The 20958-nt window shown below is 71.4% G+C and carries 13 protein-coding genes; 3 read left to right on the top strand and 10 right to left on the bottom strand.

What is annotated here, in order from left to right:
• Positions 1 to 3: 3 nt before the first annotated feature.
• Entirely contained in the window at positions 4 to 1266 is a 1263-nt protein-coding gene (gene dxr, locus ACZ62B_RS22105) for a 1-deoxy-D-xylulose-5-phosphate reductoisomerase (RefSeq protein ID WP_344566177.1), read from the bottom strand.
• A gap of 451 nt (positions 1267 to 1717) precedes the next feature.
• Positions 1718 to 3667 carry an acyl-CoA dehydrogenase family protein gene (locus ACZ62B_RS22100; protein WP_344566179.1) on the bottom strand — a complete coding sequence of 650 codons (1950 nt, stop codon included), beginning with the start codon at positions 3665 to 3667 and terminating at the stop codon, positions 1718 to 1720.
• Between the two features lie 344 nt (positions 3668 to 4011).
• On the opposite strand from ACZ62B_RS22100, the gene ACZ62B_RS22095 reads away from it, so the two are divergent.
• On the top strand, positions 4012 to 5022 hold the full coding sequence (locus ACZ62B_RS22095) for a LacI family DNA-binding transcriptional regulator (protein WP_344566181.1): 1011 nt from the start codon (positions 4012 to 4014) through the stop codon (positions 5020 to 5022).
• 15 nt (positions 5023 to 5037) lie between these two features.
• On the opposite strand, the gene ACZ62B_RS22090 is transcribed toward ACZ62B_RS22095, so the two are convergent.
• The 8 genes from ACZ62B_RS22090 to ACZ62B_RS22055 form a co-directional block, all read right to left on the bottom strand.
• On the bottom strand, positions 5038 to 5880 hold the full coding sequence (locus tag ACZ62B_RS22090; protein ID WP_344566183.1) for a dioxygenase family protein: 843 nt from the start codon (positions 5878 to 5880) through the stop codon (positions 5038 to 5040).
• A gap of 256 nt (positions 5881 to 6136) precedes the next feature.
• Positions 6137 to 6850, bottom strand: coding sequence for a glycoside hydrolase family 12 protein (locus ACZ62B_RS22085; protein WP_468719570.1), 714 nt, complete (start codon positions 6848 to 6850; stop codon positions 6137 to 6139).
• A gap of 35 nt (positions 6851 to 6885) precedes the next feature.
• Positions 6886 to 9105, bottom strand: coding sequence for a glycosyl hydrolase family 95 catalytic domain-containing protein (locus ACZ62B_RS22080; protein WP_468719572.1), 2220 nt, complete (start codon positions 9103 to 9105; stop codon positions 6886 to 6888).
• On the bottom strand, positions 9102 to 11072 hold the full coding sequence (locus ACZ62B_RS22075) for a beta-galactosidase (protein ID WP_469691781.1): 1971 nt from the start codon (positions 11070 to 11072) through the stop codon (positions 9102 to 9104). Before ACZ62B_RS22075 ends, ACZ62B_RS22080 begins: the two co-directional genes overlap by 4 nt.
• The gene (locus tag ACZ62B_RS22070) at positions 11072 to 13270 is read right to left on the bottom strand and encodes a WD40/YVTN/BNR-like repeat-containing protein (protein ID WP_469691779.1); all 2199 of its coding nucleotides are present in this window, start codon (positions 13268 to 13270) and stop codon (positions 11072 to 11074) included. Before ACZ62B_RS22070 ends, ACZ62B_RS22075 begins: the two co-directional genes overlap by 1 nt.
• 122 nt (positions 13271 to 13392) lie before the next feature.
• Complete coding sequence (locus tag ACZ62B_RS22065; protein ID WP_344566191.1) at positions 13393 to 14328, bottom strand: carbohydrate ABC transporter permease; 936 nt, start codon at positions 14326 to 14328, stop codon at positions 13393 to 13395.
• The gene (locus tag ACZ62B_RS22060; RefSeq protein WP_344566192.1) at positions 14325 to 15359 is read right to left on the bottom strand and encodes an ABC transporter permease; all 1035 of its coding nucleotides are present in this window, start codon (positions 15357 to 15359) and stop codon (positions 14325 to 14327) included. The genes ACZ62B_RS22065 and ACZ62B_RS22060 overlap by 4 nt, the downstream gene beginning before the upstream one ends.
• 27 nt (positions 15360 to 15386) lie before the next feature.
• Positions 15387 to 17081, bottom strand: coding sequence for an extracellular solute-binding protein (locus ACZ62B_RS22055; RefSeq protein WP_469691777.1), 1695 nt, complete (start codon positions 17079 to 17081; stop codon positions 15387 to 15389).
• Between the two features lie 357 nt (positions 17082 to 17438).
• On the opposite strand from ACZ62B_RS22055, the gene ACZ62B_RS22050 reads away from it, so the two are divergent.
• Together ACZ62B_RS22050 and ACZ62B_RS22045 are read left to right on the top strand one after the other, a co-directional pair.
• A complete protein-coding gene (locus ACZ62B_RS22050) occupies positions 17439 to 20279 on the top strand; it encodes a glycoside hydrolase family 3 C-terminal domain-containing protein (protein WP_469691775.1) in 2841 nt (946 codons plus the stop codon).
• A gap of 197 nt (positions 20280 to 20476) precedes the next feature.
• Positions 20477 to 20935 (top strand): DUF4190 domain-containing protein, encoded by a 459-nt coding sequence (locus ACZ62B_RS22045; protein ID WP_344566198.1) that lies wholly within the window; start codon positions 20477 to 20479, stop codon positions 20933 to 20935.
• Positions 20936 to 20958: the final 23 nt, after the last annotated feature.

The raw sequence follows: 20958 nt of genomic DNA, 5'->3' as shown, positions 1-20958 counted from the left end.
TCGTCATGCACGCGCCTCCGCGCTCGCCGTCCGGACTGTCAGTTCCCGGGCTCTCGTCCGCGCCCAGGTCTCAGCTTCGAGGACGTCCGACACGGTCAGTGAAGTTCCCGACGCGGGGGTGCCGTGTTCCTCGACCACCCGGGTGACGGTCTCCATGATCCCGTTGAAGGGCAGCGTGCCGGCGCGGAACGCCTCCACGCACTCCTCGTTCGCGGCATTGAACACCGCCGGGGCGGTTCCCGCGAGCTCGCCGACGCGCCGGGCGAGGTTCACCGAGGGGAACGCCTCGTCGTCGAGGGGGAAGAACTCCCAGGTGGACGCCTTGCTCCAGTCGAAGACCGGGGCGGCGTCGGGGACCCGTTCGGGCCAGCCGAGGCCGATGGCGATCGGCCCCCGCATGTCGGGGGGCGTCGCCTGGGCCAGTGTCGATCCGTCCGTGAACTCGACCATCGAGTGGACATACGACTGCGGGTGCACGACGACCTCAATGCGGTCGAAGGGAATGTCGTACAGCAGGTGCGCCTCGATGACCTCCAGGCCCTTGTTGACGAGGGTCGCGGAGTTGATCGTGATGACCGGCCCCATGGCCCAGGTGGGGTGCGCGAGGGCGTCCTCGACGGTGACGTCGGCGAGCTGCTCCTTGGTGCGGCCGCGGAAGGGGCCGCCGGAGGCGGTGACGACGAGCCTGCGGACGTCCGCGCGGGTGCCGGCGGCCAGCGCCTGGAAGAGGGCGGCGTGCTCGGAGTCGACCGGGATGATCTGACCGGGCTCGGCGAGGGCCTTGACCAGCGGGCCGCCGACGATGAGCGACTCCTTGTTGGCGAGCGCGAGGGTGCGGCCCGCCTCCAGGGCGGCGAGGGTCGGGGCGAGACCGATGGAGCCGGTGATGCCGTTGAGGACGGTGTGGCAGTCGGAGGCGGCGAGGTGGGTGGCCGCGTCCTTCCCGGCCAGGATCTCGGGCAGCGGCTCCCCCGCCCCGTACCGCGCGGACAGCGCCTCGCGCAGCGCCGGTACGACGTCCTCGCGGGCGACACCGACGGTACGCACCCGCAGCCGGTGGGCCTGCTCGGCGAGGAGGGCGACCCGGCCGCCGTTGGCGGACAGGCCGGTGACCCGGAAGCGGTCGGGGTTGCGCAGCACGAGGTCGATGGCCTGGGTGCCGATCGACCCGGTGGAGCCGAGGATCACCACGTCCTTCGGTCCGTCTCCCGCCACGGGGTCGTAGACGAGGTGCGGGTCGGCGAGGGGGGCTGGAGCGTCGGTCATGGACCCCATTGTGTCGGGTCACGCGCACGGTCCGGGCCCCGCCCCGGCGGGTCGGTCATATGTCCTTCCGCGCGGAGGGACCGGCCGGATTCCCCGGCCGGTCCCTCCCCGCGCCCCGGCGGGGCGGCTGACGTCCCGTGCACGGCCGGCGGACGAACCGCCGCTCGGCCGACGGCCGGATCCGCGGGCGGGACGTCGAAGGCTTGTGCGATCAGCAGGCCGTGGAAACGCGCGTCCGGGGCTCCACGCTCGATCTGCCCGATCCTCCGGGCGCCGCGCCCGGTCGTCCCGCCCGGTTCCTCCCGGCCGGGTTCCCGGGACTCCCGCACCTCGCGGATACGGCCGGCCGGTCGGGCGGGGGATCGGATCGCATGGGCTCCGTCCTGTCCGGTGGACACCTCCGGGGTGGCGTGCGGACCGCGGGCGAGAGGAACCGCGGGTCTCCCCCGTGTCAGCGGATCGGCCGATGGGCGTTCTCCCGTTCGGAGGGGCCCGGGGAGGCGTCGGCGATCCAGGGGCCGTCGTCCGAGGGGTCGATGATGCCCTGCTCCAGCCACTCGTACGTGCCGGAGAGGACGCCCTTGACGACCTTGCGGTCGATGTCGTCGGTGTTGGTCCACAGGCGGTCGAAGAGTTCCTCGACGCGGATGCGGGCCTGGCGGCAGAAGGCGTCGGCGAGCTGATAGGCCTCGCGGCCGTTCTCGCCCCGGCCGCGCAGGAGTTCCGCGCGGACGCAGGCGGCGCTCATGGCGAACAGTTCGGCGCCGATGTCGACGATCCGGCCCAGGAAGCCCTGCTTGGTCTCCATCCTCCCCTGCCAGCGGGACATGGCGTAGAAGGTGGAGCGGGCGAGCTTGCGGGAGGTGCGCTCGACGTAGCGCAGGTGCCCGGAGAGGTCGACGCCGTGCTTGAACCCGCCGTACGTGCCGGGGAGCTGTCCGGGTCCGGCGACGAGCTTCGGCAGCCACTTGGCGTAGAAGAGGCCCGCGCCCGCGCCCGCCTTCGCCTTGTCGCCGAGGGACTTCTCGGGGTCGATCAGGTCGCCGGCGACCGAGAGGTGGGCGTCGACGGCCTCGCGGGCGATCAGCAGGTGCATGATCTCCGTGGAGCCCTCGAAGATGCGGTTGATCCGCAGGTCGCGCAGCATCTGCTCGGCCGGGACCGCCCGCTCGCCGCGCGCCCGCAGGGACTCGGCGGTCTCGAAGCCGCGTCCGCCGCGGATCTGGACCAGTTCGTCGGCCATCAGCCAGGCCATCTCCGAGCCGTACAGCTTGGCGAGGGCGGCCTCGATGCGGATGTCGTTGCGGTCCTCGTCGGCCATCTGCGAGGAGAGGTCGACCACGGCCTCCAGGGCGAAGGTGGTCGCCGCGATGAACGCGATCTTGGAGCCGACGGCCTCGTGCAGCGCCACCGGCTTGCCCCACTGCTCCCGGGCCGCCGACCACTCGCGGGCGATCTTCAGACACCACTTCCCGGAGCCGACGCACATCGCGGGCAGGGACAGCCGGCCGGTGTTGAGCGTGGTCAGGGCGATCTTCAGGCCCTGGCCCTCCTCGCCGATGCGGTGGGCGGCGGGGACGCGGACCCGGTGGAAGCGGGTGACGCCGTTCTCCAGTCCGCGCAGGCCCATGAAGGCGTTGCGGTTCTCCACGGTGACGCCCTCGGAGGCCGCCTCCACCACGAACGCGGTGATGCCGCCCCGGTGGCCCTCGGACTTCGGCACCCGCGCCATGACCACGAGGAGGTCGGCGACCACGCCGTTGGTGGTCCACAGCTTCACTCCGTCGAGGACGTACTCGTCGCCCTCGGGTACGGCGGTGGTGGCCAGGCGTGCCGGGTCCGAGCCGACGTCGGGCTCGGTGAGCAGGAAGGCCGAGATGTCGGTGCGGGCGCAGCGCGGCAGGAACGTCTCCTTCTGCTCCCGCGTGCCGAAGATCTTCAGCGGCTGCGGTACGCCGATCGACTGGTGCGCGGAGAGCAGCGCGCCGATCGCCGGGTTGGCGGAGCCGACCAGGGCGAGGGCCTTGTTGTAGTAGACCTGGGTGAGGCCGAGGCCGCCGTACTTGGTGTCGATCTTCATGCCGAAGGCGCCGAGCTCCTTGAGCCCGGTGATCACGTCGTCGGGGATCAGGGCGTCGCGCTCGATCCGGGCGCCGTCGATCTTCGTCTCGCAGAAGTCGCGGAGCTTGGCGAGGAACTCCTCGCCGCGCTGGACGTGCTCGTCGGCGGGCAGGGGGTGGGGGTGGATCAGGTCGAGCCGGAAGCGGCCGAGGAACAGTTCCTTGGCGAAGCTGGGCTTGCGCCAGTCCTGTTCCCGGGCGGCCTCCGCCACCTGGCGGGCCTCACGTTCGGTGACGGTGGGTCGGGACGGGGACCGGGGTGTCTCGGGTGCTGCGGACATGAGGCTCACCTCGCCGCGAATGGGATGGTGTCATTACATTACTGACTGGTGCTACCCGATCGTATGTACCCGATTCGTAGCCGCCCCGCCACCCTTCGTGCGGCCGTACGGCCGACGCGCCCGCCCCCGGAGGGCGGGCGGGAGTGAGGGACAATTCCTCCGGCGCCCCCTTCGGTCCGGCCCGGCTCCCGAGGAACGGTCCGGCCCGGCTCCGGAGAAAGCTGTCGAAGCGCTTCGACAGCCTATGGACACCCGTCATCCTGTGAGGCTACTGTCGGATCACCCTCACCCACCCCCTGTACATCGAGCGCACTGTCGAAGCGCTTCACAAGCTTGGAGACTGGATGGTCACCCTCGCCGAGGTCGCCCAGCACGCCGGAGTCTCCGCGAGCACGGTGAGCTATGTCCTCAGCGGCAAGCGGTCCATCTCCGTGAACACCCGGCAGCGGGTCGAGCGGAGCATCCGCGAACTCGGGTACCACCCGAACGCCGGGGCCCGCGCCCTGGCCAGCAGCAGGTCCAACATCATCGCGCTGATGATCCCGCTGCGTACGGACATGTACGTGCCGGTGATGATGGAGATCGCCATCGCGGTGGCCACCACGGCCCGCACCCACGGGTACGACGTGCTGCTGCTCACCGGTGAGGAGGGCCCGGACGCGGTGCGCCGGGTCGCGGGCAGCGGACTCGCCGACGGCATGATCCTGATGGACGTCGAACTCGACGACGAGCGCCTCCCGCTGCTGCGGGAGACCGACCGGCCGGCGGTGCTGATCGGTCTCCCCGCCGACACCACCGGCCTGACCTGCGTCGACCTCGACTTCAAGGCCACCGGCGCGCTGTGCGTGGAGCACCTCGCCAAGCGGGGGCACCACGACATCGCCGTCATCGGCGAGGCACCGGCGGTCTACGAACGGCACACCGGCTTCGCCGAGCGCACCCTGGACGGGCTGCGCGGCCGGGCGCGGGAGCTGGGACTGCGGCTGCTGCACCGGCCCTGCGAGGGCGGGTACGACGCGATGGCCGTGACGCTCGCCCGGATCCTCGACGAACGCCCCGGCACCACGGGCTTCGTCGTGCAGAACGAGTCGGCGGTGGAACCGCTGCTCGCCCTGCTGCGGCAGCAGGGCCGGGCCGTGCCCGAGGACGTCTCGGTGGTCGCGATCTGCCCGGAGCAGGTCGCCGTGCAGGCCTCGGTGCGGCTGACGTCGGTCGCCGTCCCCGCGCAGGAGATGGGCCGGCTCGCCGTGGAACAGCTGGTCGCCAAGCTCGACGGGCGGGGCGGCGACGAGGTCGTGCTGATCGCGCCCGAACTGACCGTCCGCGCCAGCTCGGGCCCGGCACCCGCCCAGTAGCTCACCCGCCCGCTGTCACTCGCGGCGCCACAGCGCCGGAACGTTGGGCGGCTCCCAGCCGGCCATCGAGGTGTGGGCCTGCAGACAGCGGTACCCGGCGCCCCCGTAGGTGACCCGGTCGCCCGCCGCGTACGGGCGGCCGGGAGCCCAGCTTCCGCCCGGCGGGTCGGTGGGCGGGTCCGTCGGCGGATCCGTCGGGTCGCCCTCGACGTCGAGCACGAAGTCGAAGGTGGCTTCCTTGCCGCCGCCGACGTCGCGGACGTTCATCAGCAGCGCCGGGTCGTAGATCGTGTCCGTGTTGTTGCGGGGCTCGCCGGGGAAGTACAGCTGGGTGGTCAGGACGGGCTCACCGGGCGCCTGGGCCTTGACGTGGATGTGGCGGGTACGGCCCGGATAGAGACCGGGCACGATCGTCCGCAGGCTGAAGGCGCCGGAGGCGTCGGTGAACTGGTGCCCGCGGAAGGTGTACCCGACGTTGTCGTAAGCGCCCGCGTTGTCGGCCTGCCAGAAGTCGAGCAGGACCCCGCTCAGCGGGACACAGTTGCGGCCGAAGACGTAACCGCTGACGGTGAGCGGGGTGCCCGGGGTGCCCGGGGTCACGAGGTTGCCGCGCAACGGGGAGTTCGGCTTGAAGTAGGGACCCTCCATCTGGGGGATCGTGGGATCGTCGCCGTCGTCGCAGAACGGTGTCGGCGCGAGGTCCCGTCCCTGGGTGCCGGCGTCCCTGGCGAGCGCCACCGTGCCCGTCGCGAGCAACGGGACGGCGGCACCGGCGGCGACGGCCGCCCTGAGCAGGTTCTTGCGGCTGATCGGGCGGTCGGCGCCGGTACCGGGTTCATCGGGGGCGGATGGTGTCATGGCGGATTCCTCGGTCTCCTCGGTGGGGGCGGAAGGACGGGGCGTGCCTGACCTGGAGCGCGCCCGCGAACGCGGGGCGGGCGAACTGTGTCTCGCGGACGCGCTCCACTGTGATCGCCGAAAACGTAGTCGCGCCGGTCACCGCGCCGGAACTCCCGCTCCGGCCCCTGCACGGCGTTATGGCGGCCGGGCGTCGCCGGGAAGCACGAGGCCGCCCGCACCGTGCACCGGTGCGGGCGGCACAAAGACGCGGTGACTAGCCGCCCGACACCGTCAGGTTGTTGGTGCGGAAGTCCAGCCCGCCGGACGACGAGGTGATCTCGTAGCCGAACTGCACGTCACCGATGGTCTCGTTGCCCATCCAGCCCTTGGTGTCCTTGATCCACTTCAGGATCGGGAGGATGTTCACGGTGCCGGAGTTCGAGTCCGAGGTGCGCAGGAACGAGAAGACCTCGTTGTGTCCGTTGCTGCCCTTGTGGACGTTCCAGGTGTGGCCGCCGAGGCTCACGGTGCCCTGCGGGCTGCCGAGCGGGCCCACGGCGCCGTTGTGGTTGACCCAGAGCATGATCTCGTAGTCGTAGTCCGTGTCCCAGATGTCGTACGAGGTGTTGTACGCGCCCGAGGACGGGACGGTGACGTTGTAGCTGCTGGTGAGCGAGGAGAGGGAGGTGATCGACTTGTTGATCACCTTCTTGGCGTTCGGGTAGGACTTGATGCCGCCGGTGTCGGGGTGGTTCGCCCACACGCCCCAGTCGGTGCCGGAGTTGGCCCAGACGCACTGGGCGCCGGCGCCGGAACCCCAGATGTTGTTGTAGAGCGTGTAGCCGTTGAGGCCGGTGTTGCCCCACTGGTCGCAGGAGCTCCAGACGGCGGCGTGCGCGGGGGCGGAGGCGAGTCCGACCGTCGCGCCGAGCGCGAGGGCGGGCGCCAGCAGGACCTTGGTGATCCTGCTCAGGGTGCTTGTTGCCATGGCGTTCCTTCCATGGGTGGGGGGAATTGCGGGGGTCACCGCGTCTTCGGGGTGAGGACGCGGTCTTCTCCGGCGACGAGGTCGAGCGGTTCGACGCCGGCGGAAGTCCACAGGTCGATGCGGTGGGTACGGGTCGGCCGGACGACGGCGGTGACGGCGTCCGGGGACCAGGTGAGGTCGAGTTCGGCACCGAAGCGGGTGCGGATGCCGCGCAGTTCGCCGCTCGGGTACGCCGGGAGGGGTGCCGGCAGCAGGACCAGCCGGTCGGGGGTGGACTGGACGAGCGCCTCGATCAGCACGGCGGGCAGGGTGTGGGCGGCGTCGGCGTTGTAGACGTGGCGGTGCGGGTAGTGCGCGCTCATCAGGGAGGCGTGGAAGAAGTCGCCGTCGAGGACCTGGCCGAGCGCGTGGGTGACCCGCTCGCCGTCCCGGAGGCGGGCCGCGATCAGCGCGTGGTGCAGATGGCCGTGCGCGGAGTCGTTCTCGGCGCCCCGCAGTTCCAGGGCGCGGTGGGCGGCGGCGGCCAGGTCGGGGGTGTCGTAGGGGGTGATCTCGTCCAGTGGCCAGACGCCGTAGAGGTGGCTGAGGTGGCGGTGGTCGTAGGAGTCCTCCAGGCCGGGCCACGCCCATTCGGCGAGCGCCCCGTCGGCGTTGATCCGGTGCGGGGGCAGCCGGTCGGCGAGCGCCCGCCAGCGGTCGGCGTGCTCCGGGTGGTACGCGGCGGCGGTGCGCAGGGCGTGCCGGGCCGCGGAGAGGTCCATGGCCGCGTTGACGGTGCCCCAGCTCGCGTTGGCGGGCCGGTTCTCCGGCGAGTAGGAGGGAACGACGACCAGCCGCCCCTCGCTGTCGGTGCGGGTGAGGAAGTCCTCGTAGAACAGGGCGACCTCGGCGAGCGCGGCGGCGGTGTCCGGGTCGCGTTCGCCGCGGGTGTCGTCGTGGTCGACGAGGGGCTTGAGCAGCCAGTCGGCGCCGGCGGTCCACAGGTGCAGCGGGTACTCGCGGCTGAAGTGGTACGAGTGCCCCGACTCGCCGTCGCTGTGGGCGGGCGCGACGACGCCCCGGGTGCCGAAGACCGCGCGGGCGTTGTCCCGCCAGTCGGGCAACTGCCGCCGGATCAGGGCGGCCAGTGCCTCGGTGACCTCGGGGAGGGCCGCGGCGGCGGCGGAGGCGGTCTGGAGGTTGAGGTTGGCGTCGTTGGTGAAGGCGCCGGACCAGGCGGTGTCCCAGTCACCGGTCCACAGTCCGGTGAGGCGGGGCGGGAACAGGCCGCTGGAGGACAGCAGGTGGTAGCGGCCGGCCGCGAAGAGCCGTTCGAGCAGGGCGGCGCTGCGCGGCCGGGTGAGCAACTCCGAGCCCGGCAGGGCGCGTTCGTCCGGGCCGGCGGCCAGGTCCAGGGTGACGCGTTCGTAGGCGGTGCGGTGCGGGGGGAGGTGACGGGCGAGGAGGCCGTCGTACGAGGTCCCGGTGGCGTCGTCGAGCAGCTCGCGCAGGGCGCGGCCCTCGGCGACCACGTCGAGTTCCCCGGTGTGCCGCCGCACCCGGGTGAGCAGCAGCACCGACCGCGCGCCCTCGGTGCGCAGGCCCGGCGGGGCGAGCGCCGTCCGGCCGCCGGTGACGGCGACCAGGGTGACGCCGGTGCAGGCGAGGCCGCTGCCCGGGTAGCGGGCGCGCAGGCTGAGCAGGGCGCCCTCGGGGGTGAGGACGGCGCCGTGGCCGACGCCCAGGCCGGTGGGGGCGCTCGGGAGCCGGTGGTCCAGGGAGACGTCGAGGGTGAGTCCGGGGCCGGTGACGTGCTGGACGATCACGTCGTCGGCGCGGGAGACGAAGACCCGGCTGGTCCAGTCGGCACGGGTCGCCTCGACGACGCCGGTGGCGAAGTCGACCGTACGGCGGTATCCGTCCCGGCCTTGGTCCTGGTGGCCGTCCGGGCGGCGCAGGCGGACCTGGAAGGCCGGGTGGAAGGGCTGCACCCATTGGAGCCGGCGGCCGTCGGTGAAGCCCTCGGCGGCGGTCGGGTCGCCGGCGAGCAGCCGGTCCTGGAGGCCGGACAGTCCGTCGGCGAGCCGGGGCGGCAGCCGGTTCCGGTCGGCGTCCTCGCCCGGACGGACGAGGGTGTGATGGGTGACGACGGTCCGGTCGTCGTTCGGATCGCCGAACACGAGGGCGCCGTGATGGCCGTTGCCGCTCAGGAAGGCGTCCTCCCAGCGGGCGGCCGGGCGCGGCTCCCAGGTTCCGTGGACGGGCGTGGCGCTCATGGCTTCAGCACCGCCACGCCGTGGCGGCCGAGGGTGATCCGGTCGGTCACGGTGGTCTCCGTCAGCAGGTCGTGGTGGGTTCCCGGGACGTCCACGGTGACCGGCTCGCGGTCGTGGTTGAGCAGGAACAGCAGCTCACCGCGGCGGACCGCCTCGACTCCGTCCGGGAGCCCGTCGAGCACCGGCCGGACGCCCGCGCCGGTGGCGACGCGGGTCAGCAGGGCGCGCAGCGCCTCCGGTTCGGGGAGCGTCGAGACGTACCAGGCGCGGCCCTTGCGCAGCACGGCGGGCAGTCCGTCGAGTTCCCCGCCCTTGTAGGGGACGGTCTCGTCGGCGGTGCCGTCGGGCTCCAGTTCCTCGGACCACAGGGTGCCGCGCAGGCCGCCCTCGCAGTCGGCGGTCTCCCCCGCGTCCAGCGGCCACCACTCGTGCAGGGTGCGGATGCCGAACAGCTCGCGCAGCCGGGCGTCCATGGCGCCGGGCCGGACCCGGTCGTCCTGGTCGGCGACGCCGGTCAGGAAGCCGCAGACGAGGGTGCCGCCGCCGCGTACGTAGGCGAGGAGGTTGTCGACGGCCGCGTCCGTGAGGAGGTAGAGCTGCGGGACGACGACGAGCCGGTAGCCGGTCAGGTCGTGTTCGGGGTGGGCGAAGTCGGTGGCCAGGTGGGCCGCCCAGAGGGCGCGGTGCCAGGCGCTCAGGACCTGCGGGTAGTCGACCTCGTGGGAGGGACGGGCCTCCTGGTCGCCGGCCCACCAGGAGTGCCAGTCGTGCAGCACGGCGACGTCGGCGGTGACCTGGCCGCCGGTGGCGTGCGGGGCGATCCGGGCGAGGTCCGCGCCGAGCTGCTTGACCTCCTGGTACGTACGTCCCCGCTCGCCCGCGTGGCCGACCATCCCGGAGTGGAACTTCTCCGCGCCCTGCCGGGACTGGCGCCACTGGAAGTAGCAGACGGCGTCGGCGCCCCGGGCGACGGCCTGGAGGGACCACAGACGGTTGAGGCCGCGCGGCTTGGGGCGGTTCACCCGGCGCCAGTTGACCGCTCCGGCCGCCTGTTCCATGAGCATCCAGGGGCCGCGGGCCTGGGAGCGGGTCATGTCCTGCACCAGGGCGCCGCTCTGCGCGCCGAGGGGGTCGCGCGGGTCGGGGTAGAGGTCGACGGAGACGACGTCCTCCTCCTCCGCCCAGCGCCAGGCGTCCTGGCCGGCCCACAGCGGCATGAAGTTGGTGGTGACCGGGAGGTGCGGGGTGTGCCGGCGGACGATGTCGCGTTCGGCGGTGTAACACTCCAGGAGCATGTCGGACGTGAAGCGCTTGAAGTCCAGCACCTGGGTGGGGTTCTTCAGGTAGTGCGCGTGGCGGGGCGGCAGCACCTCGGCCCAGTCGCCGTAGCCCTGGCTCCAGAAGGCGGTGCCCCAGGCGGTGTTGAGGGCGTCGAGGGAGCCGTGGCGGTGGCGCAGCCAGTCGCGGAAGCGGGCGGCGGCCTCGTCGCCCCAGTCGTAGGTGCAGTACTCGTTGTTGATGTGCCACAGGGTGAGGGCCGGGTGGGTGGCGTAGCGGGCGGCCAGGTCCTCGGTGACGGCGGCGGCGTACCGGCGGTAGGTGGCGCTGGAGTGCGAGAAGTGCTGGCGTCCGCCCCACCACTCGGTCCGGCCCTCCGCGTCACGGGGCAGGGTGTCCGGGTGGAGGTGCCCCATCCAGGGCGGCGGGGAGGCGGTCGGGGTGGCGAGGACGACACCGATGCCGTTGTCGTGCATCAGGTCCATCAGCCGGTCCAGCCAGCCGAAGTCCCGCTCCCCGGGGCGGGGTTCGAGTTTCGACCAGGAGAAGACGCCGAGGGTGACGGAGTTGACGCCGGCCTCCTTCATCAGGCGGACGTCCTCGTGCCAGACCTCCTCGGGCCACTGCTCGGGGTTGTAGTCGCCGCCGTAGAGGAGGCGGCCGCGGGTGACGTCGCTCAGGTTCGGCATCAGACGGGCTCCCCGTACTGGATGCCGCGCCCGTTGGTGGCGAGGTAGACCCGGCCGTACACGCGCGGGTCGCCGGTGATGGTCTCGCCGGTCCAGCCCCACTGGTGGTCGTCGTCGTTGATCCGCGTCCAGGTCTTCGCCCCGTCGTCGGAGCGGTAGACGGCGGTGATCGCCTCGGTCGAGCCGACCTGGTAGACCGCCGGGTAGTCGGCGCCGTCGGCGGCCTTGCCGAAGCCGAGGGTGTAGGAGGCCCAGCAGCTCGCCACCTTGGCGAAGCTCTCGCCCCCGTCGATCGATCGGTACAACCCGTTCCACTTGGTGCTCAGCCACAGGTCGCCGGTGCGGCCGGGCGCCGCGACCAGCTTGAACTGGCTGTCCCCCGAGGGCAGCCCGGTCGCACGGGCGGTGAAGGAACGGCCCCCGTCGGTGCTGGCGAGCAGCGTTCCCGTGTCGGTGTCGTATGCGTAGAAGAGCGCCGGGTCGGCCGGGTCGGCGACCGGCGTGGCGCCCTTCGGGAAGGAGGGGATCTCGGACCAGGTGGTGCCGTCGTCCGCCGAGCGGTGGGCCGGGTACTTGGTGCCGTCCCAGTGCACGAAGGACCACAGGAGCACGCCGCCGTCGGCGTTGACCGCGATCGGTCCCGGTGCGTCCTTGGCGATGGGGGGCTGGGCCGCGAAGGGCGCCCAGGTCCGCCCGCCGTCGTGGGAGTACGCGCCGTTGCCGTGGTCGCCCCAGCCGGTCCGTACGACGTACTGCGGCCTGCGCGCGGCCTGCGCGAGGCCGGTCGCGGTGCCGAAGACGGGGTCGGTGGCCATGCCGCGCGACGGGGACGCCGTGAGCCGGTCGTGGTACAGCACGCCGATGTCGCCGCAGCCGCTGATCAGGTGCGCCTTCCCGGCCGGGGGCGAGATCAGCTGGCGGGCGGACGTCTCCTCCAGGCCGCGGATCTGCGGGGCCCAGTGCTTCAGGTCGCGGGTGCCGTAGAGGGTCGCGCCGGTGCCGTGGACGAGGTGCCGCGAGTCGTACGGGTCGAGGGCGAGCGCCTGGATCCACCAGCCGAACTTGGGCTTGTCCTCACCCCAGTTCAAATACGGCGTCTCGGACACGTCGAGGACGGCGGTGTCCTTCAGCGAGCGCCAGTTGCGACCGCCGTCGGTGGACCGGTACAGGGTGTCGACCGCCGCCCAGCGGTTGTTGGTGGAGACGACGACGGTGCCGGGACGGCGGGCGTCGATCGCGACCCCGCCGTAGCCGAAGGTGTCGGCGGAGCCGTCCTCAGTTGTTCCGCCCGGCTTCACCGGGGTGACCTCGCTCCACTCGCCACCGACGGTGCGCAGCTTGTGCACGCTGCCGTCGGACTGGCCGTTGGGGCCGGGCGCGTCGGCGTACGTCACGTACAGCTCGCGGGTGTGCCGGTCGTACGCGGCGCGGATCGGTACGCGTGCGGCGGTGCCGGACGGCTGTCCGGGGACCGCCTCCCAGGTGGTGCCGTCGGCCGTGCGGAAGAGGTTCGCACCGCCGCCGTCGCCCCAGCCGGCGTAGACGGTGCGCCCGGCGGCGACCAGGAGGGTGACGCCCTGGCCGGTGGCGGACGGGACGGCCGGGAATCCGCTCACCGGCGCCCAGGTGGCGCCCCGGTCGGTGGACTTGAGCAGCCCGTCGTGCCGGGTGCCGAGCCACAGGGTGTCGCTGTCGCGCGGGTCCACGAGGAGCCGCTCCCCCGCGCCCCGGCCGTCCTCGTTGGCGCCGAGCTTCACGGTGAGGTCGGTGCGCCGCCAGGTGGCGCCGCGGTCGTCCGAACGCAGTACGGCACCGTTGCTCCCCCACGACTGGGCGTAGGTGCCGCAGGCGAGGTACAGCCGGTCCGGGTGGGCGGGGTCGACCGCCATCGCCTCGACACCGAGCAGGTTCCAGTCGTCCCACCCGATGTGATCGAGGAGGGGGACCCAGCGGTCACGCCGGTCGTCCCAGCGGTAGGCACCCCCGATGTCGGTCCGGGCGTAGGCGAGCCCGCGCACACGAGGATGGAACAGCACACCGGTGATGAACCCGGTCCCGCCGATGACGACGTTGCGCCAGCGGTAGGAGGAGGACCCGGCGGCCTTCGCCTGGCCGGCGAGAACGGGAACACCGGCGACGGCGGCGACGGCCGCCGCTCCGGCAAGAACGGCACGCCGGCTCAAGGAGGACGCGAACATGACAGAACCTCGCCTATGAGGGGGGTGAGTGGAGAAACCTGAAGGGGCGCGGGGAACTGCGCGATCAACCACACGAAACCCGCGGCCGAACGACCACGCAGGTTCCCCCACTGCACAGGGCGCTAGCCCTTGACGGCACCGGTGAGCATGCCCTTCTTGAAGTGCTTCTGGACGAACGGCGACAACACGGCCACCGGCAACAACGCCATCACCATGACGGCCATCTGCACCGCAAGACCGGACAGCTCACCGGTCTTGATCGCCTGGCCGAGCCCGACCGGCGCCTCCTGCTTCTGCACGAGCTGGATCATGACGTTCTGCAGCGGCAGCATGTCCTGGTCGTTGAGGTACAGCGAGGCGTTGAACCAGGCACTCCAGTACCCGACGGCGTAGAACAGCGTGATCACCGCGACGACCGCGCGGGACAGCGGCAGCACGATCTGCCACAGGATGCGCAGGTCCCCGGCGCCGTCGATACGGGCGCTGTCGATCAGCTCCTGCGAGATGCCCATGAAGAAGCCGCGCAGCACCAGGACGTTGAAGACGCTGATCGCGCTGGGCAGGATCAGCGCGAGATAGCTGTCCGTCAGGCCCAGGGACTGCACCAGCAGATAGGTGGGGATGAGGCCGGCGCTGAAGAACATCGTGGCCAGCAGCACCATGAGGATCCAGCGGTGGCCGACGGAGCCGCTGCGGGACAGCCCGTAGGCGCACAGCACGGACACCGCCATCGAGAAGAGGGTGCCGACGAGGGTGACGCCGATGCTGACGATCGTGGCGCGGGTGACCTGGCCGCCGCTGAGCAGTTCCTGGTAGGCGATGAAGGTGATGTCCTTCGGGATCATCACCAGTCCGCCGGCCTCGTCGATGGTCTTCCGTGAGGACAGACTGGTGACGACGACGATCCACAGCGGGAACAGGATGGCCAGGCAGGCGAAGAGCAGGACCAGCCCCTTGCCGGCGAGTCCGGCCCGGCTGGGCGCTTCCTCCCACACCGGCCGGGGCGGAGCCGCCCACCGGCCGGGAGTCCGCGCGGGCTTGTCGATCACTGCGGTCACTTCTTGTACACCCCCTGCTCGCCCATGAGGTGGGCCACCTTGTTCGCTGCCAGGACCAGGCCGAGACTGATGACGCCCTTGACGAGACCGGCGGCGGCCGCGTAGCCGAAGTCCTGGTTGCGCACACCGTTCCACCACACGAAGGTGTCCAGGACCTCCGCGGCGCCCGGTCCCACGGCGCCTCGTTGCAGGAGGATCTGTTCGAACCCGACGGTCAGGGCGTCACCGACGCGCAGCACCAGCAGCAGGGCGATCACCGGCCGCAGCGCGGGCAGGGTGACGTGCCACATGCGGCGCCAGCGGTTGGCGCCGTCCATCGCGGCCGCCTCGTACAGGTCGGGGCTGACCGAGGCCAGCGCGGCGAGGAAGACGATGATCCCCCAGCCGGCGTCCTTCCACACGCTCTGCGCGGTGATCAGGAACTTGAAGGTCTCCGGGTCGGTCATGATGTCGAGCCCGTCGTACCCGTGCTGCCTCAGCAGCTGGGAGAGGAGCCCCGCACCGCCGAGCAGCTGCTGGAAGACGGCGACGACCAGCACCCACGAGAAGAAGTGCGGCAGGTAGAGGATGGCCTGCGAGATCGCCCGCACCCGGGGCCTGACCACGCTGTTGATGAGCAGCGCGAGCAGGATGGGGATCGGGAAGTACAGCACCAGCTGGAGGAAGAACAGCACCAGTGTGTTCTGGACCGAGTTCCAGAAGGCGGAGTCCTCGAAGATCCGCTGGAAGTTCTCCAGGCCCACCCAGGGGCTGTGCAGGATGGAGACGACCCCGTTGTCGCTGATGTAGGGGTCGTACTCCTGGAACGCGACGACGTTGCCGAGGATCGGCACATAGTTGAAGAGCAGTACCAGCAGGATGGCCGGCAGTGTCATCAGCAGCAGGACGCGGTCGCGTCTGAGCCTCACCCGGAGGCTGAGCTTCCCGGCGGCTGGCTTCTTCGTGGCCCCGGTGGCGCCGCCGTGCGCCACCGGGGGGTTCTCCTTCGCTTCGGCCTCGGTGTCGGTCCGAGGCACCGTGCTGTGGGACACGGCGGTTCTCCTTGCCTCGGTACCTGGTCAGCCGGCCGCCGAGCCGTTCTCGTCGAGGATCTTCCGGTACCAGTCGCGGAGCTTGTCCCCGCCCTTGCTCTTCCAGTCGGAGACGGCCTGCTGCACGTCGCTGATCTTCTTGCGGCCGCGGACGACGTCGTCCTCCAGCTGCTCGAAGTCGTTGGAGAGGTTGGTCCAGCGGGCGGGCTCGGTGATCTGCATGCCGTAGAAGGACGACTTCTTGGTGAAGGCGCCCATCCGCTGCTGCCACTCCACCTGGCCCTTGGCGACCTCGGGGAAGTCGGGGTGGGCGATGGTCGCGGCGGGGCTCGCGACCATCACGTAGGCGTTCATCACGTCGATGTTGCCCTGGTCGGTCTTGGTGGGCACGCCGTCCTTGACGGTGTAGTGGGTGCCCTCCACGCCGTAGTTGGTGGCCATGTACTCCTTGGTGCCGTACGGCGCGGCGGTGACGTTGGCGACGGCCAGCACGTCACGGATCACGGCCTCGGACGCCTTCTTGTTGACGAAGGCGAAGATGCCGGCCGGGTTCTGCGCCCACAGCGTGGGGTCGCCGCCGTCGTGGCCGAAGATGTCCATGCCCCAGATCTTGAACTCGGGGTTCTGGACGGCCTGTTCGGCGGTGCGGCTCCACCACTGCGAGGAGTCCTGGTTGTAGACGAGGAACTCACCGGCGGCGAACTTGGGCCCGGGGTCGGCGGCGTTGCTCTTGCCCAGCCTGGCGTCGGGGTGCACCACGTCGGCGGCGAACAGCTTGCGCGTCCACTCCAGGGCCTCGAGGTACTCCTCGGTCTCGATGCGGTAGATCAGCTTGCCGTCGACCTCGTTCCAGCCGAGCGACTTCTCGTTGCCGGAGAGCACGCCGAAGGCGTTGAAGGCGGTCCACTTCATGTCCAGGCAGGCCCAGCGCTTGGCCTTGGCGTTGGTGGCGTCCTTGGCCAGTGCCATGAACTCGTCGCACGAGCGGGGGACTTCGTAGCCCTCCTTCTCGAAGATGTCCTGGCGGTAGAGCGGGACGATGCCGGTGACGTACGAGGACGGCATGGGCAGGCCGCGCAGCTTGCCGCCGAAGATGGCACGCTGCCAGGCGTCGGTGGGGATCGCCGCGAGGTTCGGGTACTCCTTGACGGCGTCGCCGGACAGGTACGGGCCGAGGTCGGCGAACTTGCCGATGATGGCGCTGGGGATCTTGCCCGTCATGTTCCAGCCGGGCACGACCACCACGTCGGGCACCTCGCTGGAGGCGAGGACCGCGCCGAGCTTCTGGTCGTAGGTGTTGCCGTCCTGGTTCTGCCAGACCACGTCGACGCCGATGAGGTCGTTCATCGACGTGTAGTAGGCGTTGCCGTCCTTGGGCGGGGAGCCCCAGAACGGCGACATGATGGTGACCTTGCCGCCCTTGCCGAGCTTCTTCGGCACCGACGTCTTCAGGCCCGCGAGGTCGAGCTTGCTGGTGAAGCCGACCGCGGAACCGTTCTTGCTGGGGATGTCGGGCGTGACCACATTGCTCGCCACGTACGCCGGGAGGATCTTCTTGGCGTCCTTGCTCGACGTGGTGCCGTCCCGCGAACCTCCGTCGGACCCACCGCACGCGGCGAGCAGCGGCATTCCTCCCGCCACCGCTGCGGTGGCGACCGCCGTGGAGGCGAGGAAGCTTCTCCGGCTCGGTCCGGAGGAGCTGGGGGCGGCGTTCGGCGTCATTGCGTCAACCCTTCATGGCGCACCAGGACACCCGGCGGTGGCCGTCGGCTGCGGTGTCTTCAGTGGAACTGGCTGAGCCGAAGCGGTGGTTCGGCGGAAGGTGCGCCGGAGTGGCGGGCCTCACAGTCGAAGCGCTTCGATGTTGCTGCGAGGTTAAGTGAACACCCAGGGGCACACAAGAGTCGCATCGAAGATTCCTCGGATGTATGCGCGATTGCGATAGAGGCATACTGCCCATGGATCATCCACGAGGCGTCCGATCCGTGCCCTCGGATCCCTTGACACCCACCCCCACCTCGAATGAGCATCGAAGCGCTTCGAAAGCGCCTCGCCGCTCCATCCCGAGGGGAACTCCACGTGACCGCACAAACGCCGCCTACGCCGCCTTTCCGCGATACGGCTCTGCCGTTCGCGAAGCGCATCGACGACCTTCTGTCGCGGCTCACCCTCGACGAGAAGATCGGATTTCTGCACCAGTTCGCGCCGGCCGTCGAGCGCCTGGACGTCGCCGCCTTCCGCACCGGCCAGGAGGCCCTGCACGGTGTCGCCTGGATGGGCCCGGCGACCGTGTTCCCCCAGGCCGTCGGCCTCGGCGCCACCTGGAACCAGGAACTGGTGCGCCGGGTGGGCGAGGCGGTGTCCCGCGAGACCCGCGCGATGCGCGCCCGTGACGAGCGCGTCGGCCTCAACGTCTGGGCCCCGACCGTCAATCTGCTGCGCCACCCGCTGTGGGGCCGCAACGAGGAGGGCTACTCGGAGGACCCGAAGCTCACCTCGGCGATCGCCACCGCCTACACCCACGGCCTGCGCGGCGACCACCCGGTCCACTGGCGCACGGCCCCCGTCCTCAAGCACTGGCTGGCGCACAACAACGAGACGGAGCGCGACACCACGTCCAGCTCCGTCCGCCCGCGCGTGCTGCACGAGTACGACCTGCGCGCCTTCCGCGACGCCGTCGAGGCGGGCGCGGTGGCGGGCGTGATGCCGGCGTACAACCTGGTCAACGGCCGCCCGAACCACGTCTCCCCGTATCTGCGCGAGCAGTTGCGCGCCTGGACCGAAGAGGACCTGCTGGTCTGCTCGGACGCCGGTGCGCCGTCCAACCTGGTCGACTCCGAGCACTACTTCGACACCCACGAGGAGGCCACCGCGGCGGCCCTGCGGGCCGGTGTCGACAGCTTCACCGACCACGGCACCGACGGCTCGAAGATCATCGGACGTGTCCGGGGCGCGCTGGAGCGGGGCCTGCTGACGGAGGCCGACATCGACACGGCCGTACGCCGCCAGCTCTCGGTGCGGTTCCGGCTCGGCGAGTTCGACCCGGGCGCGGACCCGTACGCCGGGGAGCAGCCCTTCGACACCCCGGAGCACCGGGCGCTCGCCCGGGAGGCCGCCGAGCAGGCGATCGTCCTGCTGAAGAACGACGGCCCGCTGCCGCTCGCCCCGGACACCCGGATCGCGGTCGTCGGGCTGCTCGCCGACGAGTGCAAGCTCGACTGGTACAGCGGCAGCCTCATCCACCGCTCCACCCCGCTGGAGGGCCTCTACGAGCGCTTCGGCGCCGAGCGCGTGGAGTTCGCCGAGGGCATGGACCGGGTGCTGCTGAAGACCTCCGCCGGTACGTTTCTGCACGTTCCGCCGGCCCCCGAGGCGCCCGAGACGGCGCGCGGCGCCGAGGGCGCCCTGGACCCGGCGCTGCTCGCGGGCCGCACCGACCTGCCGCCGCTGACCGCCGGGGCGGACGGCACCGAACTCGCCCTGGCCGACTGGGGCGAGGGCGTGCTCACCCTGCGGGCGCCCGACGGCCGCTATCTCTCGGTCGCCGAGGACGGGTACGTGCGCGCCTCCGCCGACCAGCCGGGCGGCTGGATCGTGCAGGAGACGTTCCGGCTGGAACCGCACGGTGACGGTCACCTCCTCAGGCATGTGGGGACAGGGCGCCATGTGCAGGTCGCCGCCGACGGCGTGAAGGTTGCCGAGGAGGATCCCGAGGTCTTCGAGCTGGTCGTCGTCGAGCGCGGGCAGGACGCGGTCACGCGCGCCGCGGCCGGCGCCGACGTGGTCGTGGTGGTCGCCGGCAACGATCCGCACATCAACGGGCGCGAGACCGAGGACCGTACGACGCTGCGGCTGCCCGCCCAGCAGGAGCGGCTGCTGCGGGCGGCCCGCGCCGCCAACCCGAACACGGTACTGGTGCTGACCTCCGCCTATCCGTACGCGGTGGACGCGGCGGACCTCCCGGCGCTGCTGTGGACCGCGCACGGCGGTCAGGCCGCGGGCACCGCGCTGGCCCGGGTGCTCGCCGGTGACGTCTCCCCCGCCGGCCGGCTGCCGCAGACCTGGTACGCCGACGACGCCGACCTGCCGGACCTCCTCGACTACGACGTGATCGGCGGCCGGCAGACCTATCTGTACTTCGAGGGCACGCCGCTGTTCCCCTTCGGGCACGGCCTGTCGTACGCGGACTTCTCCTACGGGGAGCCGACGGCGGACGTCGACGGGTCGGCGGTGCGGGTCTCCTTCACCGTCACCAACACCGGTGAGGTCACCGCCGACGAGGTGCCCCAGCTCTACACCCGTGCCGTGGACCCCTCGGTGCCGCGTCCGCGCCGTGAGCTGCTGGCGCACCGGAGGGTGACGCTGGCGCCCGGGGAGACGGCCGAGCTGTCCTTCGTGCTGCCGCTGTCCGCCTTCGCGTTCTGGGACGTGGCGGTGGGCCGGTGGCGGGTGGAGCCGGGGGCGTACGAACTGCTGGCCGGTGCGTCCAGCGAGGACGTGCGGGCACGGACCACGGTCACCCTGGACGGCGAGCCGGCCGTCCCGCGTCCCGTCCTCGAACACGGCCTGGACGCGGCCGACTTCGACGAGCAGAGCGGTATCGAGATCGTCGACCGCACGAAGGCGGCGGGCGACGCGGTCACCCCCGTGGCCGGGAAGGAGGGCGAACTCCTCTTCCGGCGCTGCGACTTCGGCGGCGGGGTGACGGAGCTGACCGTGGAGGTGTCCGGCGAGGGCACGGCCGAGGTCTCGCTCGACGGCGGGCCGGTGCTCGCCGGGCTGTCGCCGGAGGCGGCCACGTCCGGCCCGTACGACTACACCACGCTCCGCGCGTCCTTCGCCGTCGCCGACGGCGTGCACGACGTGCGGCTCCGGCTGCGCGGCCCGCTGCGGCTCGCGCGGGTCGGCTTCTCCGGTTGAGGGTCCGGACGCGGCCGACACGATGAAGGGGCCCGGCACCGAGGGCATCGGTGCCGGGCCCCGGTGCTTCGTTTCCGGAGGGCCGCTTCCGGAGGGCCGCTCCGGGAGCGCGGTCCCGAGCCGGGAATCCCCCCTTCGGGGAGGAGGGAAGTCAATATGATGCCGGGGTCGGTTTTAACGGAGGGGAGATCTTTTTCATGTCCGGCAGCAACCCCGTACCCGGTGGGTTCGGGCCGCCGTCACAGCCCCCGCAGCAGCCGGGTCCCGGTTACGGCTATCCGCAGTCCGGCCCGTCCTACGGTTACCCCTCGGGTCCCGCTCCGCAGGGCATGCCCCCCGCGCCCTATCCGCAGGCGCCCGGCTACATGATGCCCATGCAGCCGAGCAACGGCATGGGGACCACCGGGCTGGTGCTGGGCATCATCGGCCTGGTCTGCAGCCTCACCTTCTTCCTGTGGTTCTTCGGTGTGATCCTGGGCATCCTGGCGATCGTCTTCGGCGCCGTCGGCCGGGGGAAGGCGAACCGCGGCGAGGCCACCAACAAGGGCTCGGCGACCGCCGGACTCATCTGCGGCATCGTGGCCACGGTGATCCTGCCGCTGCTCGGCATCCTGCTCTTCGCCAGCGTCATGGGAGGCATCGGCGCGGCGTCCTGAACGCCTGCCCTGGCGGAGGGCCC

This window comes from Streptomyces sp. NPDC053426 (assembly GCF_055585405.1).
The sequence above is the reverse complement of the archived record's forward strand: the minus strand, read 5'-3'. Positions and strand labels throughout refer to the sequence as shown.